Annotated in this window: 11 protein-coding genes; 8 read left to right on the top strand and 3 right to left on the bottom strand. The window is 56.2% G+C overall.

The window, feature by feature from the left end:
* Window positions 1-104 precede the first annotated feature (104 nt).
* Entirely contained in the window at window positions 105-1,259 is a 1,155-nt protein-coding gene (locus G7Y50_RS03770) for an HNH endonuclease domain-containing protein (RefSeq protein WP_165052233.1), read from the bottom strand.
* Window positions 1,260-1,745: 486 nt separating this feature from the next.
* Here G7Y50_RS03770 and G7Y50_RS03765 point away from each other — a divergent pair, with 486 nt between their 5' ends.
* Entirely contained in the window at window positions 1,746-2,633 is an 888-nt protein-coding gene (locus tag G7Y50_RS03765) for a DNA/RNA non-specific endonuclease (RefSeq protein ID WP_165052226.1), read from the top strand.
* A gap of 112 nt (window positions 2,634-2,745) precedes the next feature.
* On the opposite strand, the gene G7Y50_RS03760 is transcribed toward G7Y50_RS03765, so the two are convergent.
* Window positions 2,746-3,528: a DNA-deoxyinosine glycosylase gene (locus G7Y50_RS03760; protein ID WP_241156438.1), complete on the bottom strand. Its 783-nt coding sequence runs from the start codon at window positions 3,526-3,528 to the stop codon at window positions 2,746-2,748.
* 2 nt (window positions 3,529-3,530) lie between these two features.
* Window positions 3,531-6,008 (bottom strand): excinuclease ABC subunit UvrA, encoded by a 2,478-nt coding sequence (locus G7Y50_RS03755; RefSeq protein ID WP_241156437.1) that lies wholly within the window; start codon window positions 6,006-6,008, stop codon window positions 3,531-3,533.
* Between the two features lie 338 nt (window positions 6,009-6,346).
* Here G7Y50_RS03755 and G7Y50_RS03750 point away from each other — a divergent pair, with 338 nt between their 5' ends.
* The 7 genes from G7Y50_RS03750 to G7Y50_RS03720 all read left to right on the top strand — a co-directional run bounded on the left by G7Y50_RS03750 (window position 6,347) and on the right by G7Y50_RS03720 (window position 19,123).
* A complete protein-coding gene (locus G7Y50_RS03750; protein WP_165052219.1) occupies window positions 6,347-7,531 on the top strand; it encodes a Fic family protein in 1,185 nt (394 codons plus the stop codon).
* Window positions 7,532-7,735: 204 nt separating this feature from the next.
* A complete protein-coding gene (locus tag G7Y50_RS03745; RefSeq protein ID WP_165052213.1) occupies window positions 7,736-7,984 on the top strand; it encodes a hypothetical protein in 249 nt (82 codons plus the stop codon).
* Window positions 7,984-9,003, top strand: a complete 1,020-nt coding sequence (locus G7Y50_RS03740) for a DNA cytosine methyltransferase (protein ID WP_206214757.1) — start codon at window positions 7,984-7,986, stop codon at window positions 9,001-9,003. Before G7Y50_RS03745 ends, G7Y50_RS03740 begins: the two co-directional genes overlap by 1 nt.
* A 314-nt stretch (window positions 9,004-9,317) precedes the next feature.
* Window positions 9,318-11,918 carry a DrmE family protein gene (locus G7Y50_RS03735; RefSeq protein WP_165052195.1) on the top strand — a complete coding sequence of 867 codons (2,601 nt, stop codon included), beginning with the start codon at window positions 9,318-9,320 and terminating at the stop codon, window positions 11,916-11,918.
* A gap of 10 nt (window positions 11,919-11,928) precedes the next feature.
* Window positions 11,929-15,162, top strand: a complete 3,234-nt coding sequence (locus tag G7Y50_RS03730) for a helicase-related protein (RefSeq protein WP_165052184.1) — start codon at window positions 11,929-11,931, stop codon at window positions 15,160-15,162.
* Between the two features lie 2 nt (window positions 15,163-15,164).
* Window positions 15,165-17,399 (top strand): DUF1998 domain-containing protein, encoded by a 2,235-nt coding sequence (drmB, locus tag G7Y50_RS03725; protein ID WP_165052176.1) that lies wholly within the window; start codon window positions 15,165-15,167, stop codon window positions 17,397-17,399.
* Complete coding sequence (locus G7Y50_RS03720; RefSeq protein WP_165052165.1) at window positions 17,399-19,123, top strand: ATP-binding domain-containing protein; 1,725 nt, start codon at window positions 17,399-17,401, stop codon at window positions 19,121-19,123. Before drmB ends, G7Y50_RS03720 begins: the two co-directional genes overlap by 1 nt.
* Window positions 19,124-19,141 lie beyond the last annotated feature (18 nt).

Raw genomic sequence — 19,141 nt, 5'->3', positions numbered from 1 at the left:
GACCCGCCAAGGGTTTCTGCAGGTACGGGTGAGCGCTAAGCTCGCACCTTGCACTGGGCTGCGTATTGGCAAAGCCGCAGCTGGCCTTTCGCGACGATTGGCAGCTATAGACTGATGATCTCATAGGTGCATGAGTTGTCCCAAAGGGGATACCCTTGGTTCAACGCGATTTGATAAAGCGGAACAATCGCTTTTCGCAAAGACCTCCCAAAGGACTTTTTGCTGCGATCCGATAGATCATAGTTCGTCATTTCGTCATCGATTGCGAGGTACGATTCTAAGATCTTGTCATGCTTTCCCTCGTTGCGCGTGAAAACGTATGCTTCCAGCTGCTGCTCGCAAAAAGGAACAAAGAACTTGCTCAGATCGGGGAGACGCGCCCCTTTGCTGCTGTTCGCATTCCTGAACATGGGCACGAGATTCCACGGCTCATCGTGCATTACGAAACTCCAGGGAATGAAGTGGTCGATGCTCAGCTGGCCCCAACGATCAAAGGAGGCGGAAGCGAGCGGAGCGCCAGAGTAGACCTCCTTCAGCCGACAGCCTGATATTGCGTCTTCCCAGTATCTTCGCGCTGAAGACAAATCGCGCTTGATAGGCATGTGGAGCTTCATCGGGATCGCAGGAACGCTAGGGTTTTTCTTTTGGATGAAGGAGATGAGCTTCGAATCAAGCCAGCCGTATATAAGGGACGCATTATCCCGAATAAAGGAAGCCCAGTCGTCATCGACAACGGCGTTATCGCCGATCAGCCGGTAAAACGCTGGCAATCTGCCGTCGGCCATATAGCTCATTATCAGCCCATTGATCTCCTGATCGGGAATGGCTTTTCCTCGCCTCCCTCGCTCTTCTTGAAGGCGCTTTTCGTACACCGGACGCACGAGGCGGAAAGGAACATACTTCAACAAGGAGCGAACCTTCTTCGCGAGCCTGTCCTCCCTGTCCAAGCTCTCTATTGCCTCTACGATCTCCTTTTCGGTTGCGTTATCTGAAAGCCCAAAGCGCTCCTTGACGGATATCACGACATCGAAGAGGGAGTCGCTTTTGCCAAACGAAAGGCGAAAGAACACCACGGGATACCATGCGCCTGCGACCATCTTTGCTGATAGTCGTTGAAGCGGTATGCAGTTTGCGCCGGAAGCGATCTCGGCAACAAGGGCATTTAAGAAATACAGCTTGTAGCTTGCCGTGTTGTTGGAGGCCATCTGTTCGAGCAATCCAGCATATGCTGCGTTTTCTGTTCGGGAAAGCAAGGTCATCTCAATAACGCCAATCGGTAACTCAAATTAGAAATGCAATAACAGAATTAGACGTCCATAGATTACCCCATAGGCAGCTTAACAGGGGAGATAAAGCTAAGTCTCGAGCGGTAAGGCCTTTTTCTTGTCAACTCTCTTGCGCGACTCGTGGAAGCTGCTTCGGCGAAGAGGGGCGAAGACCGGGTGGCTTGCCGCTGCTTCAAGGGCTCGTCGATCAAGAAGGCGTTCGAGAATCGCCGTCCGGAAGAATCATGCAGCGACTCCGCGCAATTGCCAGCAGGCCCTAACAACTATCGAGATCGCCGAACACCAACCATGGGCGCACTATCAAAGGGCTGAGCTGTTTTATCGGCTACGACTGGAAGGTGGCAGGCGTGACGGGTGACGAGTGGCATCGAGGAGGCGAAGAGCGCTCAAGCCCTGGAAGATGGAGCCGTTGTCGTGTGTCATGCGCCGGCCTTGAAGCTGGTGGAATATAATCGGGTTATGAACAACGAAGCTGGTCATACGAAGCATCCTGGGTTTACAAGGTGGCTCGCGGCGCTGCTGGTCGCGCTGTGCCTTGCGTTCGGCGGGTGCGTATTTAACGCGGTATCGGACGGCGGCGCCTCCGACGCGTCTTCGTCGAGCCGAGCTGCCTCAGCTGAGGGCAGCGGCACTGCGGGTGGCTCCGGCTCGCAAGCCGGCGGCACTTCGGGCAGCGCCGATCTGCAGGGTGGCGACATTGCGAACGTCTCCGGCCCGCAAGACGGCTCGGGTGGTTCCGGCCCGCAAGCAACCGCGCCCGCCGAACCGCAGATCAGCGCGGACGGCACCTACTACGCCTACGACGAACTCCCTGACTTCTCCGCCATCGAAGGCGAGGCGTTCGGGTACGAGAGCTACAGCGAGCTGGACGCGCTCGGGCGGTGCGGCACCGCCGAGGCCATCCTCGGCGAGGAGACCGCCCCGGCTGCGGGCGAGGAGCGCGGGAGCATATCCTCGATACGCCCGAGCGGATGGAAGCAGGCTTACTACCCTGAGCTGATAGCTGCCAGCAACGGGGCCCTCTTCAACCGCAGTCATCTGATAGCCTGGAGCCTCGGCGCCGAGAACGCGAACGAGCGAAACCTGATCGCAGGAACGCGCCAGCTCAACGAGACGATGACCCGCTTCGAGAAGCAGGTTGCCAGGCATATGGACGCCACGGGCGGCCACGTCTGCTACCGCGTGACCCCTGACTTCCGAGGCGGCGAGCTGGTCGCGCGCGGGGTGCTCATGGAGGCGCTCTCCGTCGAGGACGGCGGCAAGGGCGTCTGCTTCAAGGTCTACATCCCGAACGTGCAGGCCGGCGTCGAGATCGACTACAGGACTGGGGACAGCAGGCTCGCGTAAGGCACGGGCGGCGGGTGAGGTGGGCTTCGCCGGCTGGCCTCGCCGGCAGATCCCGCCGGCCCCGCTAGCAGGCCCTGATGCCCCGCCGATCCGCCAGTTTCGCTACCTGCGCTTACGCTTGGGCGCAGAAGGGGAGGATCTGCCGGTAGGCTTCGATGAGCTGGTCGAGGGAGGTCGCGGCGTTCGCGGGGCTCGTGGAGGGAAGCCGCGTGCAGGGCATGCGCGTGGAGGGCTCGCAGTACTTCCCGTAGAGCTCAGCGGCCTTCGCACCGGTGCAGAACACCGCTTCGACGGGCGCCTGCCCGAGCAGCCACGCGATGTCGTTCGGCACGCACTCGGCGATGGTGCCGTCGCTGGCTCCCTTGATGGTGCACTCGGCCAGCACGTCCCACAGCGCGATGCCGTGCGCGAGCACGAGCGCCTTCTTCTCCTGGTTGGCGGCGGGGATCGGCTCGTCGAAGAGGGCAGCCATCACCTTCCAGAAGCGGTTCTGCGGATGGTTGTAGTAGAAGCCGGTCTCGCGCGACTTCGGCGAGGGCATCGTGCCCAAGATGAGTACGCGGGAGCGCTCGTCGAACACGGGCGCCAGGGGGTGGACCACGTGCTGCTGCGCCGACCCGGGCACGGCAGCCGGCTTGGGCGCGGCAGCCGGCTTGGGCGCCCAAGCTCGCTCAGACGTGGGGGAGGCTGCCGCTTCGCTTGCCGCCTCCTGCGCCTCGTGAGTCGCCGTCTGCTTCGCAACCTCCTGGTCGAGCTTCGCCAGCTCCTCGTCGAGCGCCGAGGGGATGCCGAACAGCGTCCGGCGCGAGGAGAACAGCCGCGGGCTCTTGCCGCTGGACTCCGCGGCGATGTGCGCGCCGATCAGCTCCCAGCTCGCATCTTCGTTCGTTCGCAACGCTAGCGCTCCTCTCGGTCGGGGAGCATCCGCTTCAGATACGCCCCCGTCTTGCTGGCCTCGCAGGCGCAGAGCCCTTCCGGCGTGTCGGCCGCGACGATCTCGCCGCCGTGGACGCCGCCGCCCGGCCCCATGTCGATGACGTAGTCCGCGTTCCTGATGACGTCCAGGTCATGCTCGATGACGATGACGGTCGCCCCGCGCTCGATCAGCCGTTCGAACACGTGGAGCAGCGTCTCGACGTCGAGCGGGTGCAGGCCGATGGTGGGCTCGTCGAACACGAACACCGTGTCGGACTGGCCCTTCCCCATCTCGCTGGCGAGCTTCAGGCGCTGCGCCTCGCCGCCTGAGAGGCTCGGCGTCTCCTCTCCCAGGGTCAGATATCCCAGACCCAGCTCCTTGAGCACGCCGAGCCTTCGTGCGACAAGCGGGAGGTCGGCGCAGGCGTCGAGCGCCTCGTCCACGCTCATGTCCATGAGCTCGGGAAGCGAATGCGCGCGTCCTTGGTCCTTCGGCACGCGTCGGATGAGGCTCGCGTCCTTTCCGTAGCGCGAGCCGTCGCAGTCCGGGCAGGGGATCTCGACGTCCGGCAGGAACTGGACGTCGAGGTTGATGGAGCCTGTCCCATCGCACGTGGGGCAGCGCAGCTTCCCCGTGTTGTAGGAGAAGTCGCCCGCCTTGCAGCCCCGCGCCTTCGCGTCCGGCGTCCTGGCGTAGGCCTTGCGCAGCTCGTCGTGCACGTTGGCGTAGGTGGCGACGGTGGAGCGCACGTTGATCCCGATGGGCGTGGCGTCGATCAGCTTGACGTGGGCGATGCCGTCGGCGGAGAGGGCCCTCACGTGCGCGGGGAGCTGGGCGCCCCGAACGGACGCCTCCAGCGCCGGGACCAGGCTCTCCAGGATCAGCGTCGTCTTCCCCGATCCGGACACGCCGGTCACCGCGATGAGCCGCCCCTTGGGGAAGTCCACCTCCAGGGGCTTCACCGTGTGGATGGCGGACGTGGACAGGCGGATGGTCCCGAGGGCGAACATCTCGTCCGCCGCGACGCGCTCCCTCACGTTGACGGCCGTCTCGCCCGTGAGGAAGCCGCCGATCCGCGAGCGGGGGTCATGCGCCACGTCCCCCAAGGGCCCCTGCGCGATGATGGTGCCGCCGCTTGCGCCGGCCTCGGGTCCGAGCTCGATGAGCCAGTCGGCCTCGGAGAGCACGTTGACGTCGTGGTCCACCAGCACGACGGTGTTGCCGTCTGCGATCAGGTCCCGCATGACCCCGGTCAGCCCCTCCAGGTTGGAGGGGTGCAGGCCGATGGACGGCTCGTCGAGGACGTACAGGACGCCGGTCGTGCGGTTGCGCACTGCGCGGGCCAGCTGCATGCGCTGCCGTTCGCCGGTGGAGAGCGTCGAGGCGGCGCGGTCGAGCGTGAGGTATGAAAGTCCCAGGTCAACGAGGCGCTTCGCGGCGGTTTCGAACGACGCGCAGATGCTTTGCGCCATTGGGCGCATCTCCTCGGGCAGCGAGGCCGGGACGCCGTCCACCCATCGCATGAGGTCAGAGAGCGTCATCGCGCAGGCTTGCGCAAGCGAGATGCCGCGAAGCCGGGGGGCGCGCGCCGCGTCGCTGAGGCGCGTGCCTTGGCAGTCGGGGCAGACGCCCTGCTTCAGGAACTTCTCGACGCGCTTCATGCCCTTCTCGTTCTTCACTTTCGACAGGGCGTTCTCCACGGTGTAGGTGGCGTTGAAGTAGGTGAAGTCCATGTCGCCGGCGGCGCCGCTGGTCTTGTTCTGGTAGATGATGTTCTTCTTGACCGCGGGGCCGTGGAAGACGATGTCGCGCTCCTTCGGCGTCAGCTCCCGGAACGGCACGTCGGTGCGGACGCCCATCTCGCGGGCGATGTCCTTCATCAGCGACCACATGAGCGTCTGCCAGGGCGCCACCGCGCCCTCGTCGATGGAGAGGGACTCGTCGGGCACCAGCGTCGACTCGTCAACGGTGCGGACGATGCCCGTCCCGTCGCAGCGCGCGCACGCGCCCTGGCTGTTGAAGGCCAGCTCCTCCGCGCTCGGCGCGAGGAAGCGCTCGCCGCAGACGGGGCAGATGATCGGGAGGTCGGCGGCGACGTTCAGGGAGGGCTCGGCGTAGTGGCCGTTCGGGCAGCGGTGCGAGGCGAGGCGGGAGAACATCAGGCGCAGGCTGTTCAGCAGCTCCGTGCCCGTCCCGAACGTGCTGCGGATGCCGGGCACGCCGGGGCGCTGCCTGAGCGCCAGCGCCGCCGGGACGTGCAGCACCTCGTCCACCTGCGCCTTCTCCGCCTGCGTCATGCGCCTGCGCGTGTAGGTCGACAGGGACTCCAGGTAGCGCCGGGAGCCCTCCGCGTAGAGGATCCCGAGCGCCAAGGAGGACTTGCCCGAGCCGGAGACGCCGGCGATGCCGACGATCTTGTTGAGCGGCACGTCGACGTCGATGTTCTTGAGGTTGTGCACCCGCCCGCCGCGCACCTGTATCCTGGCGGGGGCTCCGCCGTCGGCTGCCTGCGGGTGCGGGTGTGGGTGAGATGGCGGTTGCGATTGCGATGGTGGCTGCAGGTGTGCCTGCGGTTGCGGGTTTGGGTGTGGTTGCGTCTGCGCCTGCACGGGCGCCTGCTCCCGACGTTGCTTCTCTTCCTGCTCTCGCTGCTGCACGTTTCTTCGCCCCTCATCCTGATTCGAGCTCTGTCTTCTCGCCATTATCCGCCTTTTGCCATTCTAACGGAAGTGAAATCAATTTCACTTCCGTTAACGCTATACTGAGGGAAGCGAGCAAGGCGGCGAAGGAGGCTTTCATGTGGCCGCGCGTCGAATATGAGACATACAGGTGGAACCGCGACGAGGAAGATCTCCTGCTCATTCCCAAAAGCAGGAGGCGCAAGATCACGTCCTCCTACGAGGCGGCGGTTCCCGCTCCCATCTCCTCGTTGCCTGTGGAGGTTCCGGCTGAGCTTGCGCGGCGCGCTGCGGAGGCTTGTGCGGTTGCGATCAGGTTTGACCAGGCGCAAGTCGGCAGGGGCTATGACCTTCCCGCGCTCATGCTGAGGAGCGAGTCGTCGTCGAGCTCCCAGATAGAGCGGCTCACCTCCAGCGTGCGGAACGTCGCCTTGGCCGAGCTGTCCGACAAGGCTCCTGAGAACGCCAAGCTCATCGCGGGCAACGTTGCCGCCATGCGCGAGGTCCTGGAGCAGGGCGGCCCCGTTGACGTTGTCTCCCTGTGTCAAGTCCACGACGTGCTCATGGCCGGCACGGGGGAAGCCAAGGGGCTGCGCGAGGAGCAGATGTGGATCGGCGGCACTCCCTACAGCCCGCACGGAGCGTCCTTCGTCCCGCCGCACGTGTCACGGCTGACGGCATGCCTGGGGGACCTCGTTTCGTTCGGAGGGCGCGAGGACCTCTCTCCCGTGGTCAAAGCGGCCGTGTTCCACGCCCAGTTCGAGACGATCCATCCCTTCACGGACGGCAACGGCCGCACGGGACGCGCGCTGCTGCACCGCATGCTGGCGCGTGACGAGGTGCTGCCCCACGCGACCCTCCCCCTGTCGGCGGGATTGCTGCACGACGTGGACTCCTACATGGAGGCGCTCGCCGTCTACCATGACGGCCAGGTGGAGCCCATCATCGAGCGCGTGGTGAGCGCTCTTGAGCTGTCCGTGGTTGTGGGGGCGCGCATTGCGTCGGACGTGGACGTCGTGCTTGCGAGGTGGCGCGAGGCCACGAAAGAGAGGAAGGGATCTGCGGCTCATCGCCTGCCGGCGCTTCTGGTGGAGCAGCCCGTGGTGAGCGTCGCCTACGTCGCCGAGAAGCTCGAGATCTCGGAGAGGGCCGCGCGCAGCCTCGTTGAGGTCGCATGCGAGCGGGGCATCCTGTCGAGGATGGGCAATGCCAGGAGGGGCGCCTTCTACCAGGCGAGCGACCTCATCGAGATACTCGAGGAGGCGTCAAGCACCCAAGGCATCCGCAGGATGGCAGCAAGATAGGGGCGGAGGGTATGAGGGGACAATACTGCGAATATGCGCGAGATTCCCAGCCCTTCGCTGCCCTGTCGAGGATAATTGCCTTCTCCAATGCTGCACCTACCTATGTTGAGGCCATTTGATAATGCCCTGGTGCACCAACGTCGTTGTTGGGCTTCCAGCATCCAGAAACCCGCCGCTTCCAGAAATAATGCGAAGATACCGTCTATGATAAAATTTGCGAAGAGGCTAGAACGAACAATTGTGCAAGAAAGACATTATTCAAGCAGAAAGAAGTCAGGCGAGGGAGATATGCGCTCATCAGCAAGAGGGGAGGGCGACGTGCTCTTCCAAGGCGGGGATTACTGCGGAATTTGTCAGCGGAAAAACAACACTGGCATTTTTTTGGTGATGGCTTTGCTTGCGTCAGACAAGCTTCTTGTCGAAGAAGAGCCACTTGGGGAGCTGGGTGCATAGTGGTTGGGCGAGCGTACAGAGCCATCGATCTTTTTGCTGGTATCGGTGGAATTCGCATGGGATTTGACCAGGCGTTTGGCGGGAGCATGGAGACGGTTTTCGTTAGCGAACTTGATAAGTCCGCATGTCAAACGTACAAAGCGAACTTCGAAGACAGCTTTGAAATCGCAGGCGATATCACAAAAATAGAGGCAGAAGAGATCCCTGATTTCGATATTTGTCTCGCGGGTTTTCCCTGCCAGGCATTTAGTCTGGCAGGGAGACGCAAAGGGTTCGATGATGATTATAGGGGGCGAGCTAGGGGCACATTGTTCTTCGACATGCTTCGCGTGTGCGCTGATCGAGCAAATAAGCCCAAAGTTATTTTTTGCGAAAATGTGAAGGGCCTTCCTATTCACGACAAGGGACGTACGCTCAGGGTGATTCTCGGTGCTTTAGAGGAGGGTGGCTATACGCCCTTCTATAGCGTGCTTAATTCCAGAGACTTTGGCGTTCCGCAGAATCGTGAGCGAATTTATATCGTTGCATTTCGAAACGATATTGCGCCAAAGGCCTTCGAGTTCCCTACGCATGCTGGCAAGAAAAAGGTCATTCGGGACATACTTGAGGACGCACCCATAAGCTCGAAATACTATTTATCCGATGTGTATATGGAGACGTTAAGACGTCATCGAGCGCGACATGAGGCCCTTGGTCATGGTTTTGGCTATGAAATTCGAGAATGGGATTCGATTGCAGATACTATTGTTTGTGGAGGAATGGGGCGCGAGCGCAATCTGATCGTTGACCATCGTGAGCACTCAATGATCCCAGTTACTAACATCAAAGGCGAGATTAACAAGGATGACATTCGCAAAATGACGCCTCGTGAATGGGCGCGCCTTCAGGGATTTCCCGATAGCTATAAGTTGACTTTACCTGATACGCAGCTGTACAAGCAGCTTGGCAATTCGGTCACGGTTCCTGTTATCAAAGCTATTGCTGGAAGGATTAAGGAAGTGCTTGATGATGTGGAATAAGGTGCGTGTGTCGAGTGTTAACAGCTTGGGTTTCACGGACTTTCGAAAGGTGCTAGAGAATTCGAGAGCTTAGGAGCTGGATGTCGGCCTGCGCGCTCTTAAGCTCTCGAATTTATTTCAGAGCTTTACGCTCACGGTAATAAAATAAATATGTCTTAGGGATTGCAATGATAGAACGTGAGGAATGTACCTAGTGGCGGAAAGTGCGGTAATTATTTAAGCTAAGCGGAGCGGTGGTTAGCATGACTCAAGAACACGAAGGCCAAGAGCTGACTTACGATGAGTTTATTAAAAGCAGTCTTAAGGCTTGGACTGTGCCCGACTTCGAGCTGCGATACAAAGAGCTAGGTTCCGTGAAGCCCAGCGCAGTGACAGCTGTTAGCAGAGGTTTTCTGGATAGGGCGATTGAGGCCAAATTGCCGGGCGTTGTGATTGCCGTATGCGACTATACGAGGGAGGCATTATCGTTTGCCGTCAGCAAAGCGATAGAGAACGTCCTTGGCTTGGATCCTGACCTAGATATCGAAAAAGACGAACTGAGTGAAGGAACGCCAATTTGCATCGGTCAGACGGTGGTCGAGTATCTGGGGATTTCGGAGCGCGATCAACTCGGAAAAATGCTGGAATACAGGCAGCCAGATCGTAGGCAAGATCAAAAGTCGCCAGTAAAGAGCTATTACTCGCTAGACCGATTGCCGACGCTCCACAGATGCATTGAAGGGACAGTCCCAACTTTGAGGACACGCGGTTCCTTGAAAGATACAGCCGTGGCTTTTTCTGCTCTTCCTGAGATTGCGCAAATGCTCAGGAATAGGAGCTCCTCCGTTGTCTCTCCTGTGGCGGTCGCGACGTCGGCCTCTCCCTATCTGAACATTCCGCCTACTGTTTTGAAGTCAGCTGAGATATTCTTCGGAAACGAAGGTTTGCCCCTTGCCGAATGCCTGACTACGGGAAGATTTTCTGACGGCGAAATAAAAAGAGGTAACAGTTATCCCGCTGTAGGAGAGCCGTCTATCGTTGTGACGAGCAGAACTGAAGAGGGCATATCCGAGTTGCTTGACCTCTATGAATATCTCGATGAGGGCGGTACGCTTGACTCGATAGTTCTCGAAGCCCCCACTGCTGAGTGCATAGACTCTATGCGTGGACTCTTAGAGGACATAATTAATGAGTTTGGAGTGCCCGTCGCGGTTTTCTGCGAAGAGGGCATTCTAAGACGCACCAATGTGTTTGACGAATTAGGCTTTCCGGTATTCATATGGGGCAAATCGCAGCTCTTAGACGTATCTGGGTATTGTGGCGAGAGTCATCTTTCGTTAACGCGGAGGGAATTATGCGCCGCAAATTCAGTGATAAGATGCCAGCCCGTAGAGGATGACGGCAGGTTCTCGGAAGCCGCGCGAATACTGTACGGCCTCGCCGATCGGCGAAACAAGCTTTCCGAAGGCGAGCAGGTGGCTTTGTTGACGTTGACGCGAGTGCTGGGACAGGCTCTAAGACAAACCGAAATGCTTGACGAGAGCGCGTCGAGCGAATTGCGAAATAGGATCGACGGTGCGAATGCCGTGCTTACTGGCGAGAGCAGCAACTACTCGCTTACGAAGGAAGAGATGCATGAGGTCGAGGAGGCTGCGAAGATACTTCGCAGCCTGTCGCTTCCAGATGTAGCTCTGCCCAAAGAAAATGCTGTGTACGGTGCGATAGTTCGAGCGGTGAAAAACGTTCACCATAAAGTGTGTCTCGTGGTTTCGAACGGGGTCAACGAGAGAACGGCTAGCGAATATTGGAAAGAGGCGCTCGCGTACGATGGGTTGTCGCCAGACGCCATCAGGGTAATTGCTCCGCGCAGGTTCTTGAAACAGGATTCTATTCCCGAGGACGAAGAAGTGTTCATTTCTGGGTGGTTTCGGCGTGAGGAGATGGAGCGACTGCTGGGTTCCGGGCTAGCGGGTACGTGCACCGTGTTCATGTACCGAGGTATAAGTCCCATCGAGCTAGAAACTCAGTGGTATTTGAGTGCCGACGATTACTGGAAGAGGCACCACAAGTCGCAGAAATCGAGGTATCGAAAATCCCTCGAGAGAATCAAGGTGACTATTCCGAAACCAATAGCGGAACCCGAGCAGGATGCAAAACGGGTGCAAGATAAGTCGCTTTCTGGTATTGCGCGGTCAATGGAGCGCGAAAGGAATGAGTGGTGCCGTACAAACCGCAACGGTGAAGAGGCTTATCGGGGCCGTCCGGTATGGTTCACTTCTGGCGTGTGCCGATGGCTTCGTGTTCGCGAAGAGGGTGGAGACTCTCTCATTGTGGTCACTGATGCCCTCGATCCTGAAATAGGCTATTGCAGAAAGACGGTAGCTGGTCTGCAAGAGGGCGATATTGTGCTACGGACGGAATCGGATGATGATGCGCTTGATGAGGCTTGTAATGCTCATGGCTTACGTGAGGTGGCGTCGCGGGCGCGAGCCTGGCGCGAACCAATAGACGAAGCTTTGCGCTTCATGAGTCGCAGAAGTATCAGGGATAGGATTTCCAAGGCGGGCTGCAAAAGAAATCTCGCCACTATTGCGAGGTGGGTTAACGACTCATCGATCATTGCCCCCAGCGAAAAAGAAGACATCGCGATAATAGGTAAAGCTCTCAACAGGGAATTCACTGATTCCGAAATCAATGAAATAATGAAGGCTGCATCAACTATCAGGGGTGATCGGATTACCAGTGGCAGGAAGTTGATCCAGGAGATCGCTGAGGCTTTCGTCAAAGACGCAAGGGCGGCGGGAAGTCTCGAAGAAGCCGCGGATGATTTTTGTCGCAAACACGGGGATATGGGATCGGTGGATCTGCTGTTCGTCGAATATATAGGTGATCTTACGATGGTCCCAGCTGGTCGATTTGGATGGTGCATGGGTTGAGGTGATTGCGATGCGCGACGATGAAATGAGAGACGCTCTATATAGAGCAGTGCATGAAGAGTTCGCTGGTCCAATGGATCCGCTGTCAGAGGAAACCCTCGAATGGGTTCGACCCAAAAATGCGTATTCGGTAGGCGTTCTGTATCCGGTCGGGAGCGAATTCAGTGAGATTCCTGATGAGGATGAGAGCGTTTCGGGTGGCGAAGTTGCAACTGGGGATAAAGCTCAGGGTGTCGCGATGGGCTCCAAGATGGAGTCCCTTTCGGACGAAGAGGAACCCATTGCGTTATCGAACGCAGATTACCAATCGGCAATCAGTCTCACAATTAGGGTAAACAACAAAGACTTGCTGAATATAGAAGTGTCTGCAGGAAGATACGGCAAGGAACTCGTTGGCGAGAAGCTGGTTTTCAAGAGAGAGCCCATCATGTGGTCCGTTTCGGGTTTTGAGTTGCCTTCTGAGCGCAAGAAAGTTACTAGCATCGATATCCCCAAAACCATGCTTGTCGTAATGATGGTCTATCGCTACGCCATAAACGAGAACTCATCTGTCATAACGGTAGCGTTGCGGAATTCGAAGAAGTCGACAAATCCGAAGTCGTGTGATACCAAAGACTGTTACTTTCAATGCGGGTTTTCATTAAAATCGAACTTAGGATTCGAGCCCTTACCTTCTGATGATGGTGCCGAGGCTCTTACCGAAGAGGAGCTATCAAGCAAACTCATATACTCAGGCATTGCGAATTACGCGATCGGTCACGGATGTGCGGCTGATTGGAGCGATGAGGAACCGCGGCCAATCACGATAAGGACCGAGATGATACCTCAGTCGGAAGTCCGGCCCACAATGTCAAGTGTTTCTGAGCTAGACCCGAAGGCTTTTGACATGAACATGCTGGCAAACCCTGGCCGATGGGACGAGGCGGAACGATCGATCAGCTCTCTTATTAATGCATATCGGAAGTGGATCGAGGGTCTCGAAGAAAAAGCACTAGAATTTGATGACTGGAGGAAGGTAGCGGCAGAGCGCAATGTCAGTAACTGCCAACAGTGCCTTAACCGGATCGATGTTGGATTCGATACGCTGAAAATCAACCGAAAAGCGCGGATGGCTTTTCATCTGGCAAACGAAGCGATGTTGAATCAGTATTTACATTATCGAGTTGTGGCAAATGAGGCAGACGAGATCGACAAGCCAGCAGATGGACAGAGGTTTTGGAGACCATTCCAGATCGCTTTCCTGCTCATGAACGTGAATTCTATGGTCGATTCCGATTCAGAAGACAGAGGGCTTCTCGATCTAATCTGGTTCCCCACAGGTGGCGGCAAGACGGAAGCTTATCTCGGTCTGTCGGCATTCACGCTCATCCTTGAGCGCCTCAACGGTGAGGTCTGTGAAGGTGCGACGATTCTGATGCGTTACACGTTGAGGTTGCTCTCATCGCAGCAGTTCTCCAGGGCGGCTTCTCTCATTTGTGCGCTGGAAGTCATGCGCAGGGATAACCCTGATTTGCTCGGCGCCAAGCGTTTCTCCATTGGATTCTGGGTTGGGGCCGCTGCTTCACCGAACTCTTGGAGCGAAGCGCTCAAGATCTACAAGGATTTGCGGAGCGGAAAGCAGATGGAGAAGAGTATCCCTGTAGTTCAGTGTCCATGGTGCGGGCGCCGAATGGGCGAACGCGGAGAAGGTTATCAGATCACTCGCAACAGAGATAAGAGCCGCGATGGAGATAAGTACCTGAAATTCGTATGCATGAATTCGAATTGCGATTTCAGCTCAAAAGACTTTGACTTGCCTCTGAAAGTTGTAGATGACGAAATCTACCACGAGCCGCCATCCTTGCTTCTGGGAACTGTTGACAAGTTTGCTATTATTCCCTATCGGCCGAAGTCGTATCGGATATTCGGCATAAGCGAAGATGGAGAAAGAAAACATGCTCCAAAACTCATCATTCAAGATGAACTTCATCTCATATCGGGACCCTTGGGGTCAATGGTCGCAAGCTACGAAACACTGATAAGCGAGCTCTGCACTATTCGCGACTATGGAGGCAAGGAGAGAAAACCCAAGATCGTCGCTTCTACGGCTACCGTAAGCCGAGCCAAAGAGCAATGTCACGAGCTTTTCGCGTGCGGCAAGGAGAACGTGAAACAGTTCCCGCCATCTGGCATTAGCCATGACGACTCGTTTTTCGCTAGGCTTGATGCGGTTGGGCGCGGAAGACGTTACATTGGCCTTTACGCACCGAATATCTCTTTTGCAACGGCGAGCATCAAGCTTTACACCCAGCTTCTTTGGGAGTCGAATTCGTGGGAGCTTGAGGACAGCGAGCAGAGAGATCCTTATTGGACAATTATCGGGTACTATGGCACAACGAGAGAGCTGGGTCAGGCTCTTACGTGGACGACAAGCGATATCCCTGAGCGACTCTATGAGAAGCGGCGTACGTATCCAGACGGTAGGAAAAGATATCTCGATAGGGTGGTTGAGCTGACGGGGAGAAAGGACGCACCTGAAGTCAGACGGGATCTTAGCTCTTTGACGATAAAATTCACAGAGCAAAACAACAGGAGCATCGATCTGTGCCTGGCGACAAATATGATTTCAGTCGGTTTGGATGTTCCCAGACTCGGCGTGATGGTCGTTGCCGGCCAGCCAAAAGAAACTGCCGAGTATATACAGGCGACGAGTCGCGTTGGACGCGGCGATGCCAAAGGCGTTGTGCTCACCCTTTATGGTACGACCAGGCCTCGTGATAGATCTCACTATGAGAATTTTAGGAACTATCATGAGAGCTTCTATCAGCACGTTGAGCCGTCCAGCGCAACGGCGTTCTGCGAACAGGTACGCGAGAGGGCTCTTCCAGGGGTGCTTTTCGGCATGTATCGAGCTGAAAGACCTGATGCGAAAAACCCCAACAATCCCGATCCTGCGATTTTGGATGACATTTGCAAAAGGATAGAGTGCAGAGTTGGCAGGGTGGACGTCGCCGAGAAGGAGAAAGCAGCATCTCAACTCGCAGGTATCATTGAAGAGTGGAAGTCCCAGGATTACAGCGCCTGGGAAAGCCTAAAAGAGTTTCCTGATGCACCTTTACCACTCATGCATCCGCTCGGTGGCAAGGAGCACGAAGAATGGCTCGGTCGAAGTTTCGAAGTGCCCACATCGATGCGCAGTGTCGATGAGGAGTGCAAGGTGTCGATCATTGGGTGGTATCCCTCGGGTGTCGACGAGGAGGATTAGCGATGACTAAGAAGGAAAGCCAGCCCAAGGGCAAACGATATGGCATACGGCAAGGTCAGCTTTTCGGTCCGTGGGGAGTTGGCGCGATACTGCCTTGTCCAGATGGGTCATCCGTCATGATAGCTGGTCTTGATGCGTTTCCGTACAACGGGGATCGCATGCGAAGCGTCTATGATAAGCGGCTTACGCGCTACATTGGTGCGAAAAGGCTGTTGGCACCGCCTATAGGAGCAGAAACCGTCCCCGCAGTGCGTTTCCCCCATTGGCTGTACTGCCCTTCGTGTAAAAGGGTTTACTATTGCAAAAACAATCAACAGGCCAACCTTTATTGCACGAACGAGTCATGCGATTCCAAAAGGCGCCTGCTCGTGCCCGAGCGTTTTGTGGTCGTGTGCCCTGAAGGGCATATCGACGATCTTCCTATACTCGAATGGGTGCATGGCGGTCGGGTTTCCAATCCCGAGGGTCATGTGATGCAGAGGACTACGAAGGGCGGCAGTGCGTCGCTGGGTGACATCGAGTACAAGTGTATTACTTGCGGCAAGTCTCGCAGCCTTAAAGGCATAACCAGGCCTTCGGCATTGCATGAATGTGGATATACATGCAAGGGCGGTATGCCATGGCTGGACCAATGGAACTCTACGTGCACTGCGGATCCCGAATCGCTCGCCGTTGTACAGAGAGGGGGAACCAACGTCTGGTATTCGGACGTTGTGAGCTCAATCTACATCCCTGAAACTGTTGACGCAGAGCTCGGGGCGTTTGTGCAAAAGAATCATGACAAGCTCAAAAAATATGCTGGAAGGGGCGAGGAGCAGCTCGATGAGTTCATTGAAGATTCACTTGTTGAGAAATGCAAGTATACCGCGAGTGAGATAAAAGCTGTCTTCTTTGATCTGGAGAGCGAGGAGTCTGCGAGTGATCAGACCGAAAGTGACTATCGAGAAGCAGAATATAGAACCCTTAAGCAGGCGAGTGAGTCTAACCGACAAAAGGGAACATTCGAAGGCAAGAGAATTGATGTCCGAGAATACGAATCCAGCCTCATCAGGTCGATGATCGAGAGTGTTACGCTGGTTACCACCCTGAAGGAAACGAGGGCTCTCGTTGGTTTTACCCGATTGTATCCAGACGGCAATGAAGAGAAAAAGTTTAGGGATCGCAGAAAAATGCTCTCAGTCGAGCCGCTCGACTGGACGCTCGGTATGCAAGCGACAGGAGAGGGGATCTTCCTTGCCTTTAAAAGGGACGTTCTGAATCAGTGGCGTCAGAGCCGTTCAGCACGTCGACGTTTTGAAAAGATGAAGCGCAACTTTAACAGGTCAAACAAAGAGCGCGACCGTGATCCTAGAGAGTTAAACCCAGAATATGCGCTCATACACACCCTCTCCCATGTGCTCATGCTCGGGCTTACGAAGGAGTGCGGCTACAGCACGGCTTCGGTGAAAGAGCGCATCTACTGCGACAAGTTTCTCGCTGAGGATGATCGCCACGAAGACATGCTCGGTTTGCTTGTCTACACCGCATCGGATGACAGCGAGGGCTCTCTTGGTGGTCTTGTGCGGGCTGGTAGACCAGGGCGCTTCGAGCGGATATTCGACAACGCCCTCCGAAGTGCCTGCTGGTGCTCGTCTGATCCAGTATGCATCGAGTCTCCTGGGCAGGGTCCTGGCTCTTGTAACCTGGCAGCGTGCTACAGTTGTGCACTCGTTCCAGAAACCTCATGTGAGACGGGTAACAGGTTTATCGATCGGGCATTGCTTGTTGGAACGCTCTCTAATCCTGAGACGGGTTTGCTTGGCAAGGCTTTGAGAGGAGAAGGGATGCCCATCCCGATGACAGCCCAAAAAGCCTCTGAGCCTCAAAAAGATGACTACGAAGTTGTATTCGAGGATTATGACTTAAGTGACGAGGACTTCGGGGGTGTCTGCGAATTCGCCCTCTACGATGCCGACGAAGAAGAAGGGGTGTTCATTGACCAACTAGTAAAGCGCGGAATCGAGTTGAGTCTGCAAAAACCTGCGGTCGACGCGAGCTTCGCTAAGGGCGGCGCCGAGGCGGTAGCATCGCTCGTTTGGGCTGATAGCAGAGTCGTCTTTCTGCTGCGAAGGGCTGCGGACGAATTCAGGCAATCATTCGGCGACGAATACTCTAGCTCCAGCTCATGGAAATTTGTCACGATAGATGATCTTGGCACGCCCGATAAGCTTGTCGAGCTTCTGGGGGCGCTTGACTGATGGCTCGAATGATTCCGATTAGTGGTCCCAGAGAATATAACCCGAGCAGCAAAGAGGGTGAGATTTATACTGCGTTGAATCACTTGCCCGATGAGTTCATAGTGGTTCATTCTCTAAGATTGGTGGCCCTGTCGAACGGGGCGCTCAAAGACAACGAGGCTGACTTCGTAATCTTCAATAAGAATCTTGGGTTATTGTGTATTGAGGCAAAAGCTGGACGAGTGTCGTATAGCGGGGGTGACTGGTATTACGGCAATGGAGCGCCGATGCCTCATGGAGGACCTTTCAACCAGGCGGCAAATGCAAAATACAGGATTAGAGATGCATTTTGCGCAAAAGGTCTCGACGGTTTGCTTCAGAGATGCAGGATGCACCATGCAGTGTGGTTTCCGTCGATAAGCAAAGCTCAGATGAAGGGCATATCGCTGGCTCCAGAGGCGGAGAAGGGGTTGCTTCTCCTCGCGGAAGACCTAATTGAGCCAGAGCTCAGAATTCGTGAAATTATGAGTATCGAGATTGGTGGCGTAGACACGAGCTTAACAGAGAAAGAGGCTGATGCGCTGGTCGAGCGCATTTTGTGTCCAGCGTTCGATCTTGTCCCGAGCAGGCGTTTGAAATACGATTTGGCCGACCTGGCATTCCTTCGTTTGCTTGAATCGCAGAAGCGGATACTGGACTTCCTTGAGGATCAGCGAACTGCCGTTATCAACGGTGTTGCGGGATCTGGAAAGACGCTCATCGCCGTAGAACGAGCTCGCAGGTTGTCTGAACATGGTGATAAAGTGCTTCTCCTCTGTTATAACGCCATGCTTCGAGACGATTTGCGACAAAGGTGTGGTGATTATTCCAATGTCGATGTCTATACAATTGCTGGATATGCATGCAAGACGTGCAATTCAAAGTTGGTCGATTATGAGCAGATGGCCCTTAAGCTCGTGGAATATTATGATGCGGGTGCATTTCCGTACAAGCATGTCATAGTGGACGAGGGGCAAGACTTTGGAGTTGAGGCGGTCGAGCAAGCAGATATTCTCACAGCGTTGAGCGAATTGGCTGAAATGAACGAGGGGACATTTTATCTATTCTATGACAAAAACCAGCTCATTCAGGGATCAGGGCTTCCTCGACTCATTGACGATGCCGACTGCAAGCTAACCTTGTACGTCAACTGTAGGAACACGAAGAACATAGCCATGAGCTCGATTAATTCTTTGGGAGGCGAAAGACGGTGTATCACCAAAGAGGCTGCCACGTCAGGCTCTGTTCCCAAGCTGTTCGTATCGACCGATGCAAGTGACCAGGCTGATTTTATCAACAGAGAGATAGCTTCATTACGAGCGGATGGGGTTGACGATATAGTAGTTCTGACCTGCTCCACGGAGTCGAAATCCGCATTGAGTGGCCATGTGGCAAACGGGTTCTGGGAAAAGACGAAAGTTCCGTTCTATACGTGTCGCAAGTTCAAAGGGCTTGAAGCCGACGCGGTGATCCTTGTGGATGTCGATGTTGACACGTGGGCATCTGATGCAAGCAGTGCGCCTTATGCTGCACCTGGCGGGCTTCTGTTCTACACAGGCGCTTCTCGTGCGAGACATGAGCTGAGAATAGTTTGCAGCTTGACTGAGGTGGAGTGCGTTGATGTTTTGGAGTCCCTGGGCTCAAAAGCGAAGAGAAAACCGTTTCAGGCCCTTGCCAAAACATTGAATGCTAAGCTGGTGCGCTAGGCAAGACTATTACGCGAG

The organism is Adlercreutzia sp. ZJ176, from assembly GCF_011038975.1.
Lineage (GTDB): Bacteria > Actinomycetota > Coriobacteriia > Coriobacteriales > Eggerthellaceae > CAAEEV01.
The sequence above is the reverse complement of the archived record's forward strand: the minus strand, read 5'-3'. Positions and strand labels throughout refer to the sequence as shown.

Excerpts from the sequence above, each read along its gene's own strand:
- G7Y50_RS03770 (WP_165052233.1), bottom strand. The coding sequence starts at position 1,259 with ATGACCTTGCTTTCCCGAACAGAAAACGCAGCATATGCTGGATTGCTC.
- G7Y50_RS03765 (WP_165052226.1), top strand. The coding sequence starts at position 1,746 with ATGAACAACGAAGCTGGTCATACGAAGCATCCTGGGTTTACAAGGTGG.
- G7Y50_RS03750 (WP_165052219.1), top strand. The coding sequence starts at position 6,347 with ATGTGGCCGCGCGTCGAATATGAGACATACAGGTGGAACCGCGACGAG.
- G7Y50_RS03745 (WP_165052213.1), top strand. The coding sequence starts at position 7,736 with ATGATAAAATTTGCGAAGAGGCTAGAACGAACAATTGTGCAAGAAAGA.
- G7Y50_RS03730 (WP_165052184.1), top strand. The coding sequence starts at position 11,929 with ATGCGCGACGATGAAATGAGAGACGCTCTATATAGAGCAGTGCATGAA.
- drmB (WP_165052176.1), top strand. The coding sequence starts at position 15,165 with ATGACTAAGAAGGAAAGCCAGCCCAAGGGCAAACGATATGGCATACGG.
- G7Y50_RS03720 (WP_165052165.1), top strand. The coding sequence starts at position 17,399 with ATGGCTCGAATGATTCCGATTAGTGGTCCCAGAGAATATAACCCGAGC.